At 61.5% G+C, this 19,652-nt stretch carries 15 protein-coding genes and 2 pseudogenes; 11 read left to right on the forward strand and 6 right to left on the reverse strand.

From position 1 onward, the window contains the following. Positions 1-185: 185 nt before the first annotated feature. The 3 genes from FKV68_RS28520 to FKV68_RS28530 all read right to left on the reverse strand — a co-directional run bounded on the left by FKV68_RS28520 (position 186) and on the right by FKV68_RS28530 (position 2,802). Positions 186-1,154: a quinone oxidoreductase family protein gene (locus tag FKV68_RS28520; RefSeq protein WP_180943859.1), complete on the reverse strand. Its 969-nt coding sequence runs from the start codon at positions 1,152-1,154 to the stop codon at positions 186-188. Positions 1,155-1,206: 52 nt separating this feature from the next. Beyond that, on the reverse strand, positions 1,207-1,773 hold the full coding sequence (locus FKV68_RS28525) for a TetR/AcrR family transcriptional regulator (protein WP_180943860.1): 567 nt from the start codon (positions 1,771-1,773) through the stop codon (positions 1,207-1,209). A gap of 96 nt (positions 1,774-1,869) precedes the next feature. Continuing rightward, positions 1,870-2,802, reverse strand: a complete 933-nt coding sequence (locus FKV68_RS28530; RefSeq protein WP_180943938.1) for an AraC family transcriptional regulator — start codon at positions 2,800-2,802, stop codon at positions 1,870-1,872. 364 nt (positions 2,803-3,166) lie between these two features. On the opposite strand from FKV68_RS28530, the pseudogene FKV68_RS28535 reads away from it, so the two are divergent. The 6 genes and pseudogenes from FKV68_RS28535 (at position 3,167) to FKV68_RS28560 (ending at position 10,241) form a co-directional block, all read left to right on the forward strand. Then, positions 3,167-3,804, forward strand: a pseudogene (locus tag FKV68_RS28535) (DUF2092 domain-containing protein). 53 nt (positions 3,805-3,857) lie between these two features. Beyond that, complete coding sequence (locus FKV68_RS28540) at positions 3,858-4,127, forward strand: hypothetical protein (protein WP_246452780.1); 270 nt, start codon at positions 3,858-3,860, stop codon at positions 4,125-4,127. 44 nt (positions 4,128-4,171) lie between these two features. Continuing rightward, complete coding sequence (locus FKV68_RS28545; RefSeq protein ID WP_180943862.1) at positions 4,172-5,614, forward strand: DUF1254 domain-containing protein; 1,443 nt, start codon at positions 4,172-4,174, stop codon at positions 5,612-5,614. Between the two features lie 283 nt (positions 5,615-5,897). Next, complete coding sequence (locus FKV68_RS28550; RefSeq protein WP_180943863.1) at positions 5,898-7,802, forward strand: mechanosensitive ion channel family protein; 1,905 nt, start codon at positions 5,898-5,900, stop codon at positions 7,800-7,802. Positions 7,803-8,056: 254 nt separating this feature from the next. Continuing rightward, on the forward strand, positions 8,057-9,286 hold the full coding sequence (locus tag FKV68_RS28555; protein ID WP_180943939.1) for an alpha/beta hydrolase: 1,230 nt from the start codon (positions 8,057-8,059) through the stop codon (positions 9,284-9,286). 164 nt (positions 9,287-9,450) lie between these two features. Then, positions 9,451-10,241: pseudogene (locus tag FKV68_RS28560) on the forward strand (hypothetical protein). A 147-nt stretch (positions 10,242-10,388) separates the two neighbouring features. Here the strand turns inward: FKV68_RS28560 and FKV68_RS28565 are convergent. From FKV68_RS28565 to denD, 3 genes are read right to left on the reverse strand one after another with little or no spacing between them, the layout of a single operon-like run. After that, the gene (locus FKV68_RS28565) at positions 10,389-12,173 is read right to left on the reverse strand and encodes an IlvD/Edd family dehydratase (RefSeq protein ID WP_180943864.1); all 1,785 of its coding nucleotides are present in this window, start codon (positions 12,171-12,173) and stop codon (positions 10,389-10,391) included. After that, positions 12,170-13,081 carry an NAD(P)-dependent oxidoreductase gene (locus FKV68_RS28570; RefSeq protein WP_180943865.1) on the reverse strand — a complete coding sequence of 304 codons (912 nt, stop codon included), beginning with the start codon at positions 13,079-13,081 and terminating at the stop codon, positions 12,170-12,172. The genes FKV68_RS28565 and FKV68_RS28570 overlap by 4 nt, the downstream gene beginning before the upstream one ends. After that, positions 13,081-14,064, reverse strand: coding sequence for a D-erythronate dehydrogenase (denD, locus tag FKV68_RS28575; RefSeq protein ID WP_180943866.1), 984 nt, complete (start codon positions 14,062-14,064; stop codon positions 13,081-13,083). Before denD ends, FKV68_RS28570 begins: the two co-directional genes overlap by 1 nt. Before the next feature lie 188 nt (positions 14,065-14,252). On the opposite strand from denD, the gene FKV68_RS28580 reads away from it, so the two are divergent. From FKV68_RS28580 to FKV68_RS28600, 5 genes are all read left to right on the forward strand, one after another. Next, positions 14,253-15,680 carry an FAD-binding oxidoreductase gene (locus FKV68_RS28580; protein ID WP_180943867.1) on the forward strand — a complete coding sequence of 476 codons (1,428 nt, stop codon included), beginning with the start codon at positions 14,253-14,255 and terminating at the stop codon, positions 15,678-15,680. 43 nt (positions 15,681-15,723) lie between these two features. Beyond that, on the forward strand, positions 15,724-16,431 hold the full coding sequence (locus FKV68_RS28585) for a FadR/GntR family transcriptional regulator (RefSeq protein WP_180943868.1): 708 nt from the start codon (positions 15,724-15,726) through the stop codon (positions 16,429-16,431). 216 nt (positions 16,432-16,647) lie between these two features. Next, positions 16,648-17,808, forward strand: coding sequence for a fumarylacetoacetate hydrolase family protein (locus FKV68_RS28590; RefSeq protein ID WP_245181476.1), 1,161 nt, complete (start codon positions 16,648-16,650; stop codon positions 17,806-17,808). A 20-nt stretch (positions 17,809-17,828) separates the two neighbouring features. Then, complete coding sequence (locus FKV68_RS28595) at positions 17,829-18,362, forward strand: TRAP transporter small permease (protein ID WP_180943870.1); 534 nt, start codon at positions 17,829-17,831, stop codon at positions 18,360-18,362. After that, the gene (locus FKV68_RS28600; protein ID WP_180943871.1) at positions 18,362-19,639 is read left to right on the forward strand and encodes a TRAP transporter large permease; all 1,278 of its coding nucleotides are present in this window, start codon (positions 18,362-18,364) and stop codon (positions 19,637-19,639) included. Before FKV68_RS28595 ends, FKV68_RS28600 begins: the two co-directional genes overlap by 1 nt. Positions 19,640-19,652 lie beyond the last annotated feature (13 nt).

Here is a 19,652-nt window from a genome sequence, read left to right on the forward strand (position 1 = left end):
TACTGCACGAGTGAACTGAAGGCAAGCGACGGAAGGGCGGGGAGGCTGGATTTTCCCTTTAGAGGGGAGAGGGCCGAGCCCCGACCCAACCAATGGGCATACGAGGCGAAGGCGTAGCCGGAACCAGTTCGCGCACCGCTGACCGGTTAAAGGGGCGGCCGCAGGCGACTTGGCATAGCCCCGTCTCACGGGGTTAAGATCAACTTGCCGGTCGTCCCGCGGCTGGCCATGTCGGCATGGGCGCGAGCAGCGTCGGCAAGAGGGTAAATCCCGCCGATGCTCACCTTCAGCGACCCTTCCTCGATCCAGCGGAAAAGTTGGTGCGTGCGAGCGCGGAAGAGTTCGGCCGTGTGGATATGATCGAAGAAGGTCGCATATCCAATTTTGATGCTCTTCGGCAGGCTCATGATGTCGAGCGGTCCTGGACCGCCGAGCACCGGCCCATACCAGCAAAACGTGCCGGAGCGGCGAATTGCGGCCAGCGATCCGTTGAAGGTTGTGGGGCCGGAGCCGTCATAGACGACGTTAACTCCTTCGCCACCGGTCAGCCGCAGAACCTGATCGGCGAATTGCCCTTTGATATCGACGATGACATGCTCTGCGCCGGCGTGCTTGGCGACCGCGATCTTGTCTTCGGACGAAACCCGACCAATCACGCGACCGCCACGCATCCTGATGATCTGCGTTAGCAGCAGGCCAACCCCACCGGCGGCCGCATGAACAAGAGCGATGTCGCCCGGCTGCACGGAATAGAAATCGGTGGCGAAATGGCTAGCCGTCAGTCCCTGCATCATCACCGACGCGGCTGTCCTATCATCGATGGCATCGGGAACCTTCACAAGGGACGTCGCCGGTATCGAGTGGCGCTCCGCATAGCTTCCCGGCGCATAGACCCAAGCGACGCGGTCGCCGACTGTAAAGTCGTTCACCCCCTCGCCGATGGCGAGCACCCGACCGGCACCTTCAACACCGAGAATCTTTGGATTCGGCATGTCATTCCAGGCCATGCCCTGGCGCACACCTATGTCCATGAAGTTCACGCCGGCAGCGGCGATGTCGACCAGGACATGTCCCGGTGTCACTAACGGCTCCGGCTGATCGACATATTTCATCGTGTCGGGTCCGCCGATCTCATTCATAACCACGGCCTTCATTGCGTACTCCTTTCTTGACGGATCATTCCAAAAACGGTCAAAATTTTTTCGCCTATGTGATTGCGCGAAGGGCCAGCCGCGCAAGGGATCGCAAATGCTCGCGGCTTGCCCCGCCGCGAGCGGCGATCCGCATGCCAGCGATACTAGCAAAGAGGAAATTCGCGACCTCCTCGGCAGACAGTGTTTTTTCCACATCCCCCGTCGCCTGGGCCTCGCCTATACGCTCGCGCGCGGCCTCCTTCAGTCGACGGTCTGCGGCATATTGAAGTGCCGTCAGTTCCGGCCGGCTCTGGCCGAATTCGCAGATCGAGCTGACACCGAGGCAGGCCTGCGCGGCAATTTCGGCGACGCGCTCCATCATCGCCCTTAAACCATCCAGGGCGTGTGGTTGGCTGCGCAGCATGGCGATGTGAGCGTTGACCTCTCCGGCCGAATAGCGTTCCACGGCAAGACAATAGAGTTTCCATTTGTCGCCGAAGGTGTCGTAGAGGCTCTGCCTGCCGATCTTCATTGCCCGGACGAGCATCTCCGTGGACGTGCCTTCGAAGCCATGTTCGCGAAACACGCCGATTGCTGCATCCAGTGCGCGATCTCTGTCGAATTCCTTGGTCCGTGCCATGGACGTCATCTAGGAATATTGGACTGATCTGTCAAGAATAGAGTTACGATTTGCGGAGGAGGCTGTGACATCAGCGGAATGCACCGGAGAATCGGGCTACCGACGTTTCATTGCTCGGAAGCCGGATGGCGATATTCCCGTCCAGCGCTTGAACGCGCGCGTGAAATGGGCGGGATCGCTGTAGCCTACCCTGAAGCCGATCTCGGTCATGCTATGAACGCCTTCGCCGATCAATCGGATCGCCTCACTGCGACGAGTCTCGTCGAGCAACTCCTCGAAATCGACGCCGCAAAACTTCAGGCGCCTCTGCAAGGTCCGGGTCGATACTCCAACGCTTCGTGCAAGTGCAGCCAGTTTAAGTTCCTGATCATCGGAGAGCCTGCTGCTGAGCAGCTTTGCCGCCTCGACCGTCGTGTTTAACGCGGTTGTCACCTTCGAAGGCCGATTTGTTGCATGTTTGAGAGGGAGATCGAGCAACTCACGGTCAAATTCGATCATGTCATGCTCGCATCCCAGTTCGATGTTGGGTCCCAGAAATTCCTCAAGCGCTTGGGTTTCTTGCGTCTTCGACGCCGTCAATCGAACCCTTATTCCGGAGGGTTCGCCCGCCATGAGCGGCACTTTTCGTAGTACCGCGAGGCTCCCGAAGATGAACTGCCGGGGATCGAACTCGTAACGGTCAGCAAAGCGGAAGACGATTCGAGCCGTTTTGCCTTCTGCAAGCAAGCGCACCTCCGATCCGCGGTGAATCGTCGGCGCGTTGGCGGTTGCGACCGCGCATGCAGCGGCCACGTTCTCTGCTGCCAGAACGGATTGCCCCCACACGCCGAGATCGCAGAGTTCGGTCATGAAGCCGACATGCGCGCCCGCGAACGGGTCCCCCGCAACATTCGCCAACTCGTTTGCCATACGAAAACACTCGGCGCGGGGAAGCCAGCCATCCGCGTTCTGGAACACGTTTGGCGAGATGCCGACGCGTTCGCAGAACTCGATCGCCGAGACGTCGCGTTTAGCCAGATAGGGCGCAATTGTCAGGAACGTCCTGATTCTGATCGAGGGTGCGGGATTCAACATCCGGGGAACAAAGTTGGCATGAAAAGGCAAGACGAAGTTCGCGCACTATAGCAGTATGCAACTTCTTTGGAAGGTCTTCGCGATAAAGTTGTCCGTAGCTAGCAAGTGTTCTCCGGCGTTTGGGTCGGTGCGAGAACTTGGTTCTTTAGGTGAGCAGATGAGTGGACCCATACCGAGATGGTCTGGTGCGGCACGGCGCCGGTGCATGCTAGTTCTGACGGTCGCAGTCAGCGCGGCTGCGTGGACGGCTGCCGCGCAAGACAGGATCGATCCGGAGGCCGATCGGATTCTGGCTGCGATGAGCGAAAATCTCAAATCGATGCCGACACTTCGGGTCGACTACGATGCGGATCAGGAAGTCCTCAACCTTCAGGGCCAGAAGATCCAGTACAGCGCATCCGGCTCCATTGTACTCGACCGCGCGAAGGGTTTCCGGATGAAGCGCATGGGGCCTTTTGCCGAGGCGGAGGTGATATTTGACGGCAAGACCATATCGCTCCATGACAAAGTCGGGAACGCTTACGCGCAACTGCAAAGTCCCGGTCCCGGCGTTGAAGACGCGACGGAGGAGCTTCGCGCCGCTACCGGACTTGATGCTCCGGGGGCCGATCTGTTGGCGAGCGACCCCTATGCCGTCCTCAGCGACGGCGTGACCGACGGAACCGTAGTTGGAACGGCCTTCGTCAACGGGTCGAATGTGACCATCTCGCCTTCAGAGCGGATCTCGTCGACTGGCAAATCTGGATCAGCAAAGGCAGTAAACCGTTGCCCCTCAAATATGTCATCACGACCAAATGGGTGACGGGGGCGCCGCAGTATTCGCTGCGGCTCAGCAACTGGAAGTGGGATGGGCTCGAAGCCGCCCAGTTTAACTTCACGCCGCCAGCGGACGCCGCCAAGCTCGAACACGGTCACGCCGATGTAACCGGCGAACTTTCGCTGGAGGCTGACCAATGAAGATGCGCAAGCTGCACCGCAAAGCCCTTTCAGTTGTAATAGCTTGTCTAGCCATGCTCGCGGCAGGCGATCTCATTCCCATGCAATTCGGCTCGTTCGTATCCGAGGCGCAGGCGATCGTCGGGCGACCATTAACACCCGGCAGCGTTGCTGGTGTCGCCCGCCGTACCACGCGCCGCGTCATCCGCCGCTCCTCGGTGTATGTCGCCGCTCTTCCTGCCGGCTGCGTCAGGACCAGCGTCAGCGGCGCTGTCGTGTGGCGTTGTGGCGGGGCTTACTACCAACCTTATGGCGACCGTTACGTCGTCGTCTACATCGACTGAACTGGACGCATTTCGTCACAAATCGATTTTTTCGGAGGGATAGAATGAACATTACGCGCCGTGACTTGACGGTGGCCGGTCTCGGCCTGATGGCAGCTGGCTCCATAGTTTCGCCGGCGACCGCCCGCGATGGGCTGGTAGCGAATTTGCCAGAGGGTCTCGACGAGTTCGCATTGGCCGTGGAGGCCTACATCTATGCCTATCCTCTTGTGACAATGGAGATCACCAGACGCGTGATCACCAACGTCGCCGAGCCGGAAGGAAGCCGCGGCCCGATGGGGCACGTCATCAAGCTGCGCCAATACCCGGACGCCAAGTTCCGTGACGTGACGGCGCCCAATGCCGATACGCTCTACACGACCGCCTTCTTTGACGTGGGTGATGAGCCCTGGGTGGTTAGCCTGCCAGACCTGAAAGATCGCTATGCCTTGTTTCCGATGCTCGATGGCTGGACGACCGTGTTCGACGTTCCCGGAAAGCGGACGACGGGCACAGGGGCGCAGACTTTCGTGGTCACAGGTCCCGGATGGGAAGGCACGCTCCCGGAGGGTGTTAAGCAATACAAGTCTCCGACAAGCATCGTCTGGTTGCTTGGGCGCATCTACTGCACTGGTACCCCGGAAGACTACGCCGAAGTCCACAAGCTGCAGGATGAAGTGAAGCTCTATCCCTTGAGCGCATGGGGGAAGGACTGGACGGCACCCAAGGGCAAGGCAGATCCGGCGATCGACATGAAGACCGCCGTTCGCGAGCAAGTCAACAATATGGATGCCATCGAATACTTTACGCTGTTCGCCGAGCTCCTGAAACGAAATCCGCCTACCGCAGCGGATGCGCCTGTGGTCGCCAAGCTCGCGGAATTGGGCATTGTTCCTGGCCAGGACTTCGACAGGACCAAGTTCGATCCAGCCTTTGCGAAGCGCGTGCCGCAGGTCGGCTTTGCCCGCATCATGATGCATTTCAAATTCAGCGATGGCGACGTTCAGGACATCGATGGCTGGGGCTTCACGACGAAGACCGGTATCTACGGCACCAACTATGTCCAGCGCGCCTTGATCACCGCGATCGGACTCGGGGCAAACCGGCCGCAGGATGCGATCTACCCCACCTCGCGGAAAGCCGACAGCGGCGTGATCAAGCGGGCATACAATGGATCCGAGAAATACGCACTGACATTCAAGAAGGGTCTTACACCGCCGGTCGCAGGTTTCTGGTCTTTGACCATGTATGATGCGGACTACTTCTTTGTCGACAATCCCCTGAATCGTTACTCGATCAGCGCAAGGCAACCGCTCAAGGCCAATCCGGATGGCTCGATCGACCTGTTGATCCAGCATGAATCCCCCGGACCGGACATGGAATCAAACTGGCTGCCAGCGCCCAAGGGAAATTTTATCCTCATGATGCGCCTGTATTGGCCTAACGAGAGCAATCCCTCCATCATCGATGGGTCCTGGACGATACCGCCAGTCAGAAAGGTGAGCTGATATCGCTAAGAAGGTCCGCATCCACTCTGGATGATCAGTTGCACCCGGGAACTGAGGCGGCTCCTAACCGCCTCGTTCGCGGGCTTTTCTGCGCGCCGGCGAACGCGGTAGATCATGTCTCTGCCGCAGGTCACATGCCTCACCGGCTGCCAAGAGGAAGGGATTACCTATAGAGTCTCGGAATATCGAGCTTGCGCCACTGGCGAGTCGAGCTTGAATCAACCTTGGCATCTCCAGGTCTGCCATCCCGTTGCGGTGAAGCTCTATGTCCTTCGTTCGGTTCTTGTTGCCATTGCTGGTCTTGTGTTTCTGTCTGTCTGGTGCGGCAACATTGCGTGCACAAGTAACGACAGAGAAAGCTCTCGAGAATGCGGCTCCAGTGCTGCTGATCGAAGAGTGGGAAGGGCGCTCGCGTAGCCGTCTTAACGCACTGCTCTCTGCAGTGCCGCGCGTAGGCAATGAACTCTCCCGCGTCGCGTCCGGGCTACGGCAAGAGGCGCGCAGCAGCGGTCTGGCACCTGCAGTACTCATGCTCGGCATCATTGCAGGCATTGCTTTTGGCGCTGAGTGGTTCGTCCGCCGCGCAGTGCGAGACTCCCCTTTGCCCAAGCGCCCTTTGACGCGAGTCCACGCGGAGTTCTTGCCGCTATTGGCATTCACGGCGACAGTTGCCGTCCTCTTTCTCCTTTTCGCGTGGCCGCCGCTGTCACGCGTGGTCGTGTTCCATGCTCTCCTCGCAATGATCGCCTATCGATTCGTGATCGTGCTTTGCCGGCTCGCATTGTTTATGTCGGTACTATCGGCTCGGGCCTATTCACGAGTCCGCATGTTCGCTGCGGTGGCCTTCGTGGCGGTGGCGTTCTCGGCTGTGTGCGAGCGACTCAGCGTTGACCCCGATGTCCGTTCAGTTCTGGCAATTGGATTTTCGGTCCTGCTGTTGCTGATCTCCATCGACGGAATTTGGCGCAACGGCCCGGACGACGGACAGCCCCCGCAGAGCCGCGCCGCCCGTGCAATCGGGATCACCGGAGCCGTCTTGCTCTGGCTGCTCTGGTGCGGTGGCTTCGTGGCGCTGTTCTGGCTTGGAATAATGCTCATCGTTGTGCCGCGCGCCTTGTCGGCAACCGACAGTGTGGTCCATGTGTGGGCGGCATCACGCGGAGATGGAGAGCGTGCTTCAGACCCTAAGACCGTGCTGCTCGCGCGGGGCACGCGGGCGATCGTTATTATCGCGGCGGTCGATTGGGTCGGATTCGTCTGGCGACATAATTTCCAGTTCCTCGCCGGTCACATGACCCTGGCCCAGACGATCATCGGCGGGGCATTCAACAGCATCGTCATCCTGCTGCTCATCGACCTCTCTTGGCAACTGGCGAATGCTTATATTACCCGCAAGCTCAGTGATCGCGGCGATGAAGCAGCGCTCACACCGAATGAGGCCGCACGACAAAGCCGGCTTCGCACCTTGCTGCCCGTTTTCCGCAACGGCCTGGCGGCGGGGCTTCTCTCTGTAGCCGTTCTTACAGTGCTTTCGCAGATGGGGGTTGAAATCGGCCCATTAATCGCAGGCGCGGGCGTCTTCGGCGTTGCAATCGGCTTCGGCTCACAGACCCTCGTCAAGGACATTGTCAGCGGCATTTTCTACCTTCTGGATGATGCATTCCGCGTCGGCGAATACATCGAGGCGGGAAGCTACACGGGTGTCGTGGAATCCTTCAGCCTTCGTTCCGTGCGACTGCGACACCACCGTGGCCCCATCTTCACCGTACCCTTCGGTTCGCTTGGTGCGATCAAGAATGCGAGCCGCGACTGGACCGTCGATAAGTTCCGCATCCGTGTCCCCTTCAAAACCGACCTCGATCGCGTGCGCCAACTCATCAAGGATATCGGCAGGCAGTTGCAGGGGGATCCGGAATTCGGCTCGTTCTTTATCGAGCCACTCAAGCTCAAGGGCGTGGAGCAGATCGGCGAATACGGCATCGAACTCGGCGTAGCCTTTACCTGCAAGCCAGGAGAACAGACGATGATCCGTCGAAAGGCTTACGCAATGCTGATGCAGGCCTTCCGTGACAACGGGATCGACTTCGCCCAGCCGACGGTCCAAGTCAGCGGAGATGACAAGGACACAGCCGCCGCTCTCGCGGCGCGTCAGCTTCCAGGAACGACCGCAACGCCAAGTCCGGGCTGACGAAGGCGGGGAGAACTGCAGCGATCGGCTCCTGCGATTATCCACGGTTGGGCAGATGATTTGAATTGGCGGATTTCGGAAGCCGGCGTGGCATCAAATGGCAAGCGACGCGATTGCGCTTCCTGTAACGCTGTAATCGAGCGTTGTGGCCGTGAGGGTCAGGGGGAAGCGTGACTCTGGAATCGACTTCGGAAACAGTCGCTGCCGAACGCACCCGCGTAGGCACGATCTTCACCGCTTGCCGAGCCTCTTCTATGGGGGCATGGCTGCACTTGCCGGGTGTCGTGGGCTTGAGCCTGGCGTTGCTCGCTGCATGCGCAGGTCGACCGACTGGGGTGCTGGAGCCGGTAGCGGCCGTTCCATCAGCCGCACAAGTTGAGATGCTGGTCACGACGACCCGAGGCCGGGCAGAAACACCGGGCGAGATGTTCAGCGGCGAGCGCGCGCCCAGCCCGACCTTCGCGGACATCACGGTGTCGATTCCGCCAGGCACCGTCCGTAAGGCGGGCGAAGTCGCCTGGCCACGCAAGCTGCCGCCTAATGCCGCGACGGATTTCGCGACGGTCAAGGCCGAGGAGATCGAGCGCATTGCCGCCGAGAAGTGGTTGAGCAGTCATGTGCGCAAGAGCCCGGACGGCAGCGTCCTCGTCTTTATCCACGGGTTCAACAACCATTTCGAGGATGCAGTCTTCCGTTTCGCGCAGATCATGCACGATTCGGGCGCGCACAGTGTGCCGGTGCTCGCGACGTGGCCGTCACGCGGGAGTCTGCTTGCCTATGGCTACGATCGCGAGAGCACCAACTATACGCGAAACGCGGTAGAACGTTTGTTCCAGTACCTGGCTCATGATTCCGAGGTCAAGGAAGTCTCGATTCTGGCCCATTCCATGGGCAACTGGCTGGCGCTGGAATCCTTGCGCCAGATGGCCATCCGCAATGACGGACTTCCGGCCAAGTTCAAGAACGTCATGTTGGCAGCGCCTGACGTCGACGTCGACGTTTTCAGATCGCAGATTGCCGACATGGGCAAGCGACGACCGCGCTTTACGCTCTTCGTCTCTCGTGACGACCGTGCGCTCGCAGTTTCTCGTCGCGTCTGGGGCAATGTCTCCCGGTTGGGAGCGATCGATCCGGAGCAATCGCCCTACAAAGAGGAACTGGCGGCGAACAACATCTCCGTCATCGATCTCACCAAGATCAAGGAGGGTGACAGTCTCCATCACACCAAGTTCGCGGAATCGCCTGAGATCGTCCAACTGATTGGTAACCGTCTCTCCGACGGCCAGACTTTGACCGACAGCAGGCTCGGCCTTGGCGATCACATCGTGGCCGCGACAGCCGGGGCTGCGCAGACCGTTGGAACCGCCGCGGGCCTGGTGGTTTCGGCGCCGGCTGCAATAGTCGATCAAAACACCCGGCAGAACTACGCTCACCATATCGAGGCACTCGTCGGCCCCGCCGATGGGAGCAAACATGGCCGCTAGCGAGTGCCGGAAAAGAAGCAGTGCGACGTCTGGAGACTGTAGCCGATAGCCCGACAGCAAACGGCATCCATTGTGCATTTGACCAACCGGCGGTCCTCAACCGGGTCTGAACCGGGGCCGCGAAGCGAGATCGGTCGCGACAGCGACCGCTATTGGGAGATATCATGAAGATTTGCGTCATTCGTACGCTCGCCGCAATTGGAACTTGCCTCGTTGCCGGAAGCGCCAGGGCCGCGGACATCTATTCCCCGATGACGCCGGAGGTTCAGCAGACGACCACCGAAAGCGGATGGAGCTTTTCCTTTGCTCCCTATTTCTGGGCGGCCGGATTGTCAGGAGACGTAGCGCAGTTCGGGCTGCCGGCGGTGGATGTCGATGCCAGCTTCAGCGACCTCTTCGACCATCTCGAGTTCGGTGCGATGGCGACAGGCGAAGCCCGCAACGGTCCGTACAGCATCTTCGGTGATGTGATCTATACGAAGATTTCAGGGCAGGACGGAACACCAACAGGCGTTCTTGCCGCGGACGTCGAGCTCACATCCGAGACCTTCGCCGGGCTGCTCGGCGCAGGATACTCTGTCTTCGAGAGCGGTGCAGCGCAGTTTGACATCGTCGGTGGCCTGCGCGTGTGGTCCGTTGAGAGTGAGCTTTCCTTCCACGGCGGTATTCTCGATGGGCGCTCCAGAAAAGACGATGCCACCTGGGTGGACGGTCTGGCCGGCTTTCGCGGTACCTATTCGCTCACACCCGAATCTACCTCACCGGATGGGGGCTCGTCGGTGCCGGTGGCGCCGATCTCGATTGGGACGTAGCCGCAGCGGTCGGCTATCGGTTCAGCAACAGCGTATCCGCCGTTGCCGGCTACCGTGCATTAGGAGTGGATTACAGCGATGACGGATTCGTCTTCGATGTCGTCCAGCAGGGACCTGTTCTCGGGCTCGTGCTACGCTTTTAGGAATTACCCGTATCCTCGCCCGGCGCTGTTCATGCTTGAGGCGCCATTGGCAGATGGGGTGTCCACCGGGCAAGACAAACAGCAAAAAAAGGTGTCGATTGGAAGTGGCGATCGCACGGGGGGGTGCCCCGTGCGATCGCGAGATCGTCAGTGGTTGTGCCGCGGCGGGGTCTTGGAGATCTGGCGGAAAGCCTCCGCATCCCGGATCGTCGCGCCGTCGGCGAGCTCCGTCACGGTCTGGCGGTAGATCATCTGCCAGGGGGTGGCGTCACCCGGTACCTTCGGAATACCCTCGGCCTTGCGGCGCTCGATCTCGGCACCGTCCACCAACATGTCGCAGAGGCCTTCGTTGAAGTCGATGCGGATGGTGTCGCCTGTGCGTACCCAGGCGAGGCCGCCGCCGGCCGCGCTTTCGGGCGAGGCGTTCAGGATCGACGGGCTGTCGGCCGTGCCGGACTGGCGGCCGTCGCCGATCGTCGGAAGGCTCATGATGCCGCGTTTCAGCAGGTGATCCGGCGGCTGCATGTTGACCACTTCGGCCGAGCCCGGCCAGCCCTTGGGACCGGCTCCGCGGATCACCAGGATGCAGTTCTCGTCGATGTCGAGGGAGGGGTCATTGATCCGCTTGTGGTAGTCCTCTGACCCGTCGAAGACGATGGCGCGACCCTCGAACACGCCCTCGCGTCCCGGCTCCTGCAGGTAGCGCTGGCGGAAGCTGTCAGAAACGACGCTCATCTTCATGATTGCGAAGTCGAAGAGATTACCCTTGAGGACGAGGAAGCCCGCGCGTTCGCGCAGCGGCTCGCCAAAAGCCCTGATCACTTCACGGTCGTCGGATTCGCGGCCTTCGAGGTTTTCTGCCATGGTCTTGCCGGTCACCGTCGGACAGCCGCCGTCGATCTTGCCGGCCCTGAGCAGTTCCCACATGATGGCGGGCACACCGCCGGCACGGTGGAAACGTTCGCCGAGATAGGCACCCGCCGGCTGGACATTGGCGAGGAGGGGTATGTCATAGCCATGAACCTGCCAATCGTCCGGCTTGAGCGTCACGCCCGCGTGCTTGGCCATTGCCATCAGGTGCGGCTGGGCATTGGTCGAGCCGCCGATGGCGGAGTTGACCTTGATCGCGTTCAGGAATGCCTCGCGCGTCAGGATGTCGGACGGCTTGACGTCGTCCAATACGAGCTCGACGGCGCGGCGGCCGGTGCGATAGGCCATCTGGCCGCGCTCGCGGTAGGCTGCCGGAATCGCCGCACAGCCGGTCAGTGACATGCCGAGCGCTTCGGCCATGGCATTCATCGTGGACGCCGTGCCCATGGTGTTGCAATGGCCGACCGAGGGAGCCGAATCGAGGGCCGCTTCGAGGAACTGCTCGCGGGTTATTTCGCCGGCGGCATACTTGCGGCGCGAACGCCAGATCACGGTGCCGGAGCCGACGAGATCGCCGTCGTTCCAGCCGTCGAGCATCGGTCCGCCGGAGAAGACAATTGCCGGAATGTCGACAGTCGAGGCGGCCATCAGTGCAGACGGGGTGGTCTTGTCGCAGCCGGTGGTCAGGATCACGCCGTCGAGCGGATAGCCGTAGAGGATCTCGACCAGTCCGAGATAGGCGAGATTGCGGTCGAGCGCGGCGGTCGGCCTCTTGCAGTTCTCGAACAGCGGATGGGTCGGGAATTCGATCGGAATGCCGCCCGCATCGCGGATGCCGTCGCGCAGGCGCTTCGCCAGTTCCAGGTGGTGGCGGTTGCAGGGATTAAGGTCGCTGCCCGACTGCGCGATGCCGATAATCGGTTTGCCGGACCGCAGCTCTTCCGGCGTGGTGCCGTAGTTCATGAAGCGCTCCAGGTAGAGCGCGGTCAGGTCCAGGTGCTCGGGGTTATCGAACCAGTCCTGTGAGCGCAGCCGTCGGGTGGCCTTGTTGTCGTCGGTCATTGATCTTCCTTCCGTTCGCTCCCGTTGACCTTCTCCAGATGCAAGAGAAGCGCGCTGTGATCCTTTTCGCCGCCGCCATCGGCGACGAAGTCACGGAATTCGTTGCGTACCATGGCCGTCAACGGCAATTCCAGATCCAGGAGGTCGGCCATGGCGGCAACCGCATCCAGATCCTTCAATTGCAGCCGGGAGGGACCGCCGGGAGCAAAGGTGCGGTTGACCATGCGGGCGCCGTGCAGGTCAAGAATCCGGCTCTCGGCGAAGCCGCCGCGAATGGCGTCGCGGAACCTGCCGCGATCCGCGCCGCTGGCTTCCACGAGGATCATCGCCTCGGCAACCGCGCCGATCGTGATGGCGACAATCTGCTGGTTGGCCAGCTTGCAGATCTGGCCGGCGCCGGCAGGACCGACATGCGTGACGCGGCCTAGCGCGGCAAAGACGTCCGTAAGGCCGGCGATAACCTCGGCCTGGCCGCCGGCCATGATGGCAAGCGTCCCGGCTTCGGCCCCGACGACGCCGCCGGAAACCGGCGCATCGACGTGGGCGACGTCGAGCTCAGCGAGGTGGGCGGCGTGATCGCGGGCGACCGGCGGGGCGATCGACGAGGAATCGACGACGATCGCGCCGGCCTTCAGGACTTCCGCGACGCCGGTTTCGAACAGAACCTGGCCGACCGCGTTTCCGTCACTCAGCATGGTGAAGACGATGTCGGCATCACGTGCAGCGTCGGCGGCCGTGGCCGCGAGGCTCGCACCGTCGGCCGCCAGGGCTTCGGCCTTGGAGGCGTCACGGTTCCAGACCGTGACGGGAAAACCTGCCTTCAGCAGGCGACGCGCCATCGGCGCGCCCATAAGCCCGGTGCCGAGAAAGGCAATGCGGCGGGATGCAGTCCCTCTGTCCGCGGTCATCAGAACTTGCCTCCCAGTTCGTCCTCTATGTGGACCTTGATGATCTCGTCGAAGGATTTTTCAGCGGTGAAGCCGAGTTCGATCGCGCGTTTGGCTTCGAAGCCGGGCGCCCAGCCGGCGCACATGCGCATGATCATCTCGTCGGGCTCGCGGCGGATGAGCGACACGGCCTTCTCGCCGGCGACGCGGCGCAGAGCCTCGATCTGTTCGCCAACGGTGGCGCTGAGGCCCGGCATGGAAAGGTTGCGGCGCGGGCCGACCTTTTCGACGTCGATGGTCGCGCCGTGGATCAGGAAACCGACGGCCGAGCGCGGCGAGGCGTGCCAGTGGCGGACATCCTCGGACACCGGAAGTACGGCTTCCTGACCGACCAGCGGCTCGCGCAGGATGTTGGAGAAGAAGCCGGAGGCAGCCTTGTTCGGCTTACCCGGACGGATGCAGATAGTCGGAAGGCGGATCCCGATGCCGTCGAAGAAACCGCGACGCGAATAGTCCGACAGCAAGAGTTCGCAGATCGCCTTCTGGGTGCCGTAGCTGGTCAGCGGCGTGGTGTGGAACTCGTCCGGGATCGGATAGGGCAGGGGAGCGCCGAAGACGGCGATCGACGAGGTGAAGACGACGCGCGGCTTGTAGCCGTCCTGGCCGTGGGCGATGCGGATCGCGTCGAACAGGTAACGGGTCCCGTCGAGGTTGATTCGGTAGCCCTTGTCGAAGTCGAGTTCGGCTTCGCCCGACACGATGGCGGCGAGGTGGAAGATCACGTCCGGTCGTCTGGCGACGAGGCGCTCGGCTTCGCCGACAGACGAAAGGTCGACGGTTTCGAGGACGGCCTTGCCGGTGAAAGCCGCTGGGGCTTCCGGGGTGACGACGTCGACCAGCGTCATCATGTCGATGGCGCGGCCGTCGAGGTTTCCGTCCTTTGCAAGCCGTGCCGCGAGCTTGCGACCCACCATGCCGGCGGCGCCGATGATCAGAATGTGCATGTGATTACCTCCTCCATGCTTTCGTTCCCACCCTCCGACAAAGATGCGAACCATTCAGCCGAAAAAAAGACATTGTAAGGTTGTCGGATAACCTTATATGATGCGTTTGAAAACAGAATAGTTGGCATCCCGCACAGGTCGTCACAGTTTCGGCTGGGTCCCTGGAGCGCCGCGGCCGGGAGGGACACGTGAGCGTGAGCATCCAGTCATATCAGGAGAGATTCGTGGAAGCCCTCGGGGCGGACCTGGTTCTCCTCGGGGAAGAGATAGCGCGCTATTGTCGCGACTGGCACGGCGATGTGACCACCGGAGCGATCGCGGTCCTTCGTCCGCGCTCCACCGACGACGTCTCGAAGGCGGTGCGCGTCTGCGCCGAACTCGGCGTCGCGATCGTGCCGCAGGGCGGCAACACTGGCCTCGTGCTGGGAGCTACGCCGGATGCGCCGGAAACCCAGGTCGTGCTCAGCCTCGAGCGCATGAATGCCATCCGCCGGCTTGACGTCGACGATTTTTCCGCTGTCGTCGAGGCGGGCGCCATTCTGTCCGAATTCAAGGACAAGGTCGAGCAAGCTGGAATGTTCTTCCCGCTGGCGCTCGGTGCGCAGGGGTCCTGCCGAATCGGCGGCAATGTCTCCACTAATGCCGGCGGCATCAATGTCTTGCGCTACGGCATGACGCGCGAACTGGTGCTGGGGCTGGAAGTCGTCCTGCCCGACGGTTCGGTGTTCGACGGGTTGTCGACGCTGCGCAAGGACAATCGCGGCATTGATCTGAAGCAGTTGTTCATCGGCGCTGAAGGTACGCTCGGGATCATCACGGCAGTCGCGGTGAAACTTACGCCGATGCCGGATCAGGCGGCCACCGCGCTCCTGGGATTGAATGCGCTCGACGACGTGATCGCGCTCTACCGCCGCGCCCGTCGCGACTGCTGCGACCTTCTGTCGGCCTTCGAGTTCATGCCGCCGCTCGCATTCACACTTGCGCGCGAGGCGATGCCGGACCTTGCCATGCCGATGTCGGGGGACCACACCGCCTATGCGCTGCTCGAAATCTCGGGCTCGGGGCTGGTCGACGTGTCGGATCTGATGGAACGTTTCCTCGAAGGTGTCATGGGCGACGGTCTCGTGGTCGACGGCGTGGTCGCCACGTCGAAGGCGCAGGCGCGCAATCTGTGGCTTTTCCGCGAGGGCATGAACGAGGGGCAGGCGAAGCGCGGTCCGCACTTGCGCACCGATGTCTCTGTTCCGCTTTCGCGGCTCGCCGATTTCGTGCGTGATGCTGAGAAGGCCGTCTACGACGCGCTTCCGGAATGCGTCTGCGTCTCCTACGGCCACGTCGGCGACGGCAACGTGCACCTGAATGTGCTGCCGCCGGGTGACCTGCCGCGCAGTGAGATCGATACGCGGATCTACAAGGCCAAGAAGATCATCAACGAAGTGCTCGACCGCTATCACGGCTCGATCAGCGCCGAGCACGGCATCGGTCGCTTGAAGAAGTCCGACTTCGACACGCGTCTGTCCGAGGTTCGGCGCAAGCTGCTGACCGCGGCGAAGACGGCGATCGATCCGGATCTTCGGATGAATCCCGGTTGCCAATTGAGTTTCGCGAGGGATTGAGAGACAAACCCCACGTGACGCGGAGGAGGCGGGCGTAAAGACGATGGAATTCGGACATATCAGGCGAAGCGAGCATCTGCCGGCACGCATTGCGGCTCAGATTGCGCGCGACATCACCGAAGGCCGGATGCGCCCCGGCGAAAAGCTGCCGACCGAACACTTTCTGGCCAAGGCACTGGGCGTGAGCCGGTCCGTGGTGCGCGAGGCGATTGCCCAGTTGCGCAACGAAGGACTGGTCGAGACGCGCCAGGGTGTCGGCGCCTTCGTCACCGAGCCCCACGCACGGCCGATCCGCATCGAGCAGGATGATCTGGCCAACCGCCAAAGTTTCCGCGACCTTTTTCAGTTGCGGGTGCCGCTGGAGATCGAGGCTGCGGGCCTGGCCGCGCTGCACCATACGGCCGACGATCTCGCGCGTATCGACGATGCGCTAACCAGTATGAGCGGCGCGGAAAAGTGGACGGCGGAAGGCATCGTCGCCGACCTTGCGTTTCATCGCGCGGTCGCGGCCGCCACTGGAAACGAGTACTTCTCGGTCTTCCTTGGCTTCATCGCGGAGCGGATCAGTCTGGCGATCGACGCAGCGCGGGCGGTCGCAGTTCTTGAGGAGATCGTCGAGGTGACGATCGAGGAGCATATCGTCGTGCGCGATGCCATTGCCAGCCGGGATCCGAAGCGGGCGAGGGAGGCAATGAGGATGCATATACTGGGGGCGGCGAGGCGACTCGACCTGACGCTTGAGGCCTATTAAGGACGCATTTTATCAATATCGAGCCCCGAACGGTCGAGAGTCTTCGGTGGTGAGAATCTCAATCGTGGTGGCTTTCTGAACAAGCCGTCATTTGGACGCTGGACAGTGCGACGGAGTCCGATTAAAACGATTGAGCGATGTTGTCAGACATCCAGACAATAAGGCAAGGCAGCGGGAGGTCGCTGCCTGGGAGACATTCGAAAAGGGAGGATGGACTTGGTTTCCAGGCATTCACTATCCGCGGCCGCAATCTTGCCGGAAGACGCAGCGCAGGCCGTTCTGGTCGGGCGTGTGTGGTCGAAGGCCGTCGATGGCCCTTGCCCGGTGCTGCTGCGCGAGGGGCGCTTGCTTGACCTGACAACGATCGCCGCCACCGTTTCCTTCCTGTTCGAGCAGGATGGGCTGGTCGGCAGGCTGAAATCCGCGACCGGTCTTGCCGATCTAGGCTCTCTTGATGATTTCCTCTCCGGCAAGGCGGGCGAGCTTCTGGCGCCGATCGACCTTCAGTCGATCAAGGCGGCCGGCGTCACCTTCGCCGACAGCATGCTCGAGCGCGTGATCGAGGAGCAGGCCAAGGGCGATTCCTCCCGGGCACTCGAAATCCGCGAACGGCTGGCGCCGGTGCTCGGCGACAGCTTGCGCGGTCTCGTCGCCGGTTCGGAGCAGGCGGCGAAGGTCAAGGCGCTGCTGCAGGACATGAACCTCTGGTCGCAGTATCTCGAAGTCGGAATCGGCCCCGACGCCGAAATCTTTACGAAGTCGCAGCCCATGTCGTCAGTCGGCTGTGGCGACACGGTCGGAATTCATCCGATCTCGCAGTGGAATAATCCCGAGCCCGAAGTCGTGCTCGCAGTCCGTTCTGACGGCACGATCCTCGGCGCGACGCTCGGCAACGACGTGAACCTTCGTGATGTCGAAGGCCGTTCTGCCCTGCTGCTCGGCAAGGCGAAGGACAACAATGCGTCCTGCGCGATCGGCCCGTTCATTCGCCTGTTCGACGAGAGCTTCACCATCGACGACCTGCGCAAGGTTCGCGTCTCGCTGCTGGTCAAGGGCGAGGACGGTTTCGAGATGGCCGGCGAAAGCCCGATGGAAGCGATCAGCCGCAGCCCGGAAAACCTGGTGTCGCAACTGCGCAATCGCAATCACCAGTATCCGGACGGAGCGGTGCTCTTCCTCGGCACGATGTTCGCGCCGGTCAAGGATCGCCGTGGCGCCGGACAGGGCTTCACGCACGAACTGGGCGATCGGGTGGAAATATCGACGCCGAAGCTTGGGCGTCTGGTGAACTGGGTTGATCGCTGCGATGCCTGCCCGGAATGGACCTTCGGGGTCGGCGCCCTCATTCGAAATCTTGCCAAGCGCGGCCTCTTGTAAAGCAACCGGGAGAGGAACGAGTGCAAAAGGCAATTGATCTATTCTACAGGGTTCTCGAAATCCTGCTGATCGTCCTCATGTCAGGAATGGCGATCATGGTTTTCGTGAACGTCGTCATGCGTTACGCGATGAATTCCGGCCTTACGGTGTCGGACGAGCTGGCGCGTTATTTCTTCGTCTGGGTAACCTTCATAGGCGCCGTCGTGACGTTCCGCGAACACGGGCACCTGGGCGTTGAAACGCTGGTCGCGGTTCTCGGCCGCAAGGGCCGCATCGTCTGCATGATCCTGAGCAACCTGGTGATCATCGGCTGTTCGGCGATCTTCTTCTGGGGCACCTGGAAGCAGTTGCCGATCAACTGGAGCATGAAGGCGCCTGTGACCGGCCTGTCGATGGGCTTCGTCTACGGCATCGGCTTCTTTAGCGGCGCCGGCTGCGTGATCATAGCGCTTGAACGTCTTGTTCGTCTCCTCACCGGTCGCGTGACCCAGGAAGAAATTGAGGCTTTCGCTGGCGAAAACCTCACTCTCGAACAGATGGCGGAGCGTAGCTGATGACCCTTTTCGTTTTTGTTGGTTCCCTGCTCGGAGCCATGGCGATCGGGGTGCCGGTTGCATTTTCGCTAATGTTCTGCGGCGTCGTGCTCATGTGGTACATGGGGATGTTCAACACCCAGATCATCGCCCAGAACATGATCGCCGGGGCTGACACCTTCACCCTGCTCGCGATTCCCTTCTTCATTCTGGCGGGCGAACTGATGAACGCCGGTGGCCTGTCGCGCCGCATCATCGATTTCGCCATCGCCTGCGTTGGCCACATTCGTGGCGGTCTCGGCATCGTGGCGATCGTCGCCGCGCTGATCATGGCCAGCATTTCCGGCTCCGCGGCCGCGGACACCGCCGCGCTCGCCGCCATCCTCATTCCGATGATGGCCAAGGCGGGCTACAATGTCCCGCGTTCCGCCGGCCTCATCGCCGCCGGCGGCATCATTGCCCCGGTCATTCCGCCGTCCATGGCTTTCATCGTCTTCGGCGTCGCCGCCAACGTTTCGATCACGCAACTCTTCATGGCGGGCATCGTTCCCGGCCTCATGATGGGCTTTGCGTTGATCGCCACCTGGCTGATCGTGGTGCGCAAGGACAAGGTCGAGGCGCTTCCGCGCGCTTCGATGAAGGAACGCCTCCATGTGACCGGCCGGGCACTCTGGGCGCTCGGCATGCCGGTCATCATTCTCGGCGGCATCAAGGCGGGCATGGTCACCCCCACGGAAGCGGCCGTGATCGCCGCGGCCTACGCGCTCTTCGTCGGCCTGTTCATCTACCGTGAGCTGACGTGGAAAGAGCTTCCGCGCGTGATCCTGCAGGCAGCGAAGACGACGTCCGTGATCATGTTCCTGGTGTGCGCCGCGCTGGTTTCCGCCTGGTTGATCACCGCCGCGAACATTCCGGGCGAGATCACCGGCTTGATCGAACCGCTGATCGACCGTCCGATCCTGCTAATGTTCGTAATCATGATCCTGGTGCTGATCGTCGGCACCGCTCTGGACCTGACGCCGACAATCCTAATCCTGACGCCGGTACTCATGCCGATCATCAAGCAGGCGGGCATCGACCCGGTCTACTTCGGCGTCTTGTTCATCATGAACAACTGCATTGGTCTTCTGACCCCGCCGGTCGGCGTCGTTCTCAATGTCGTCAGCGGCGTCGGCCGTATCCCGCTCGGAAAGGTCACGGTGGGTGTGTGGCCGTTCCTCGCGGCGCAGGCGATTGTACTCTTTCTCCTGGTCCTGTTCCCGGACCTGGTCATCGTACCGGCGCGCTGGCTGCATTGACAGCCGGAACGTC

It is taken from the genome of Sinorhizobium mexicanum (assembly GCF_013488225.1).
Taxonomy (GTDB): Bacteria; Pseudomonadota; Alphaproteobacteria; order Rhizobiales; family Rhizobiaceae; genus Sinorhizobium; species Sinorhizobium mexicanum.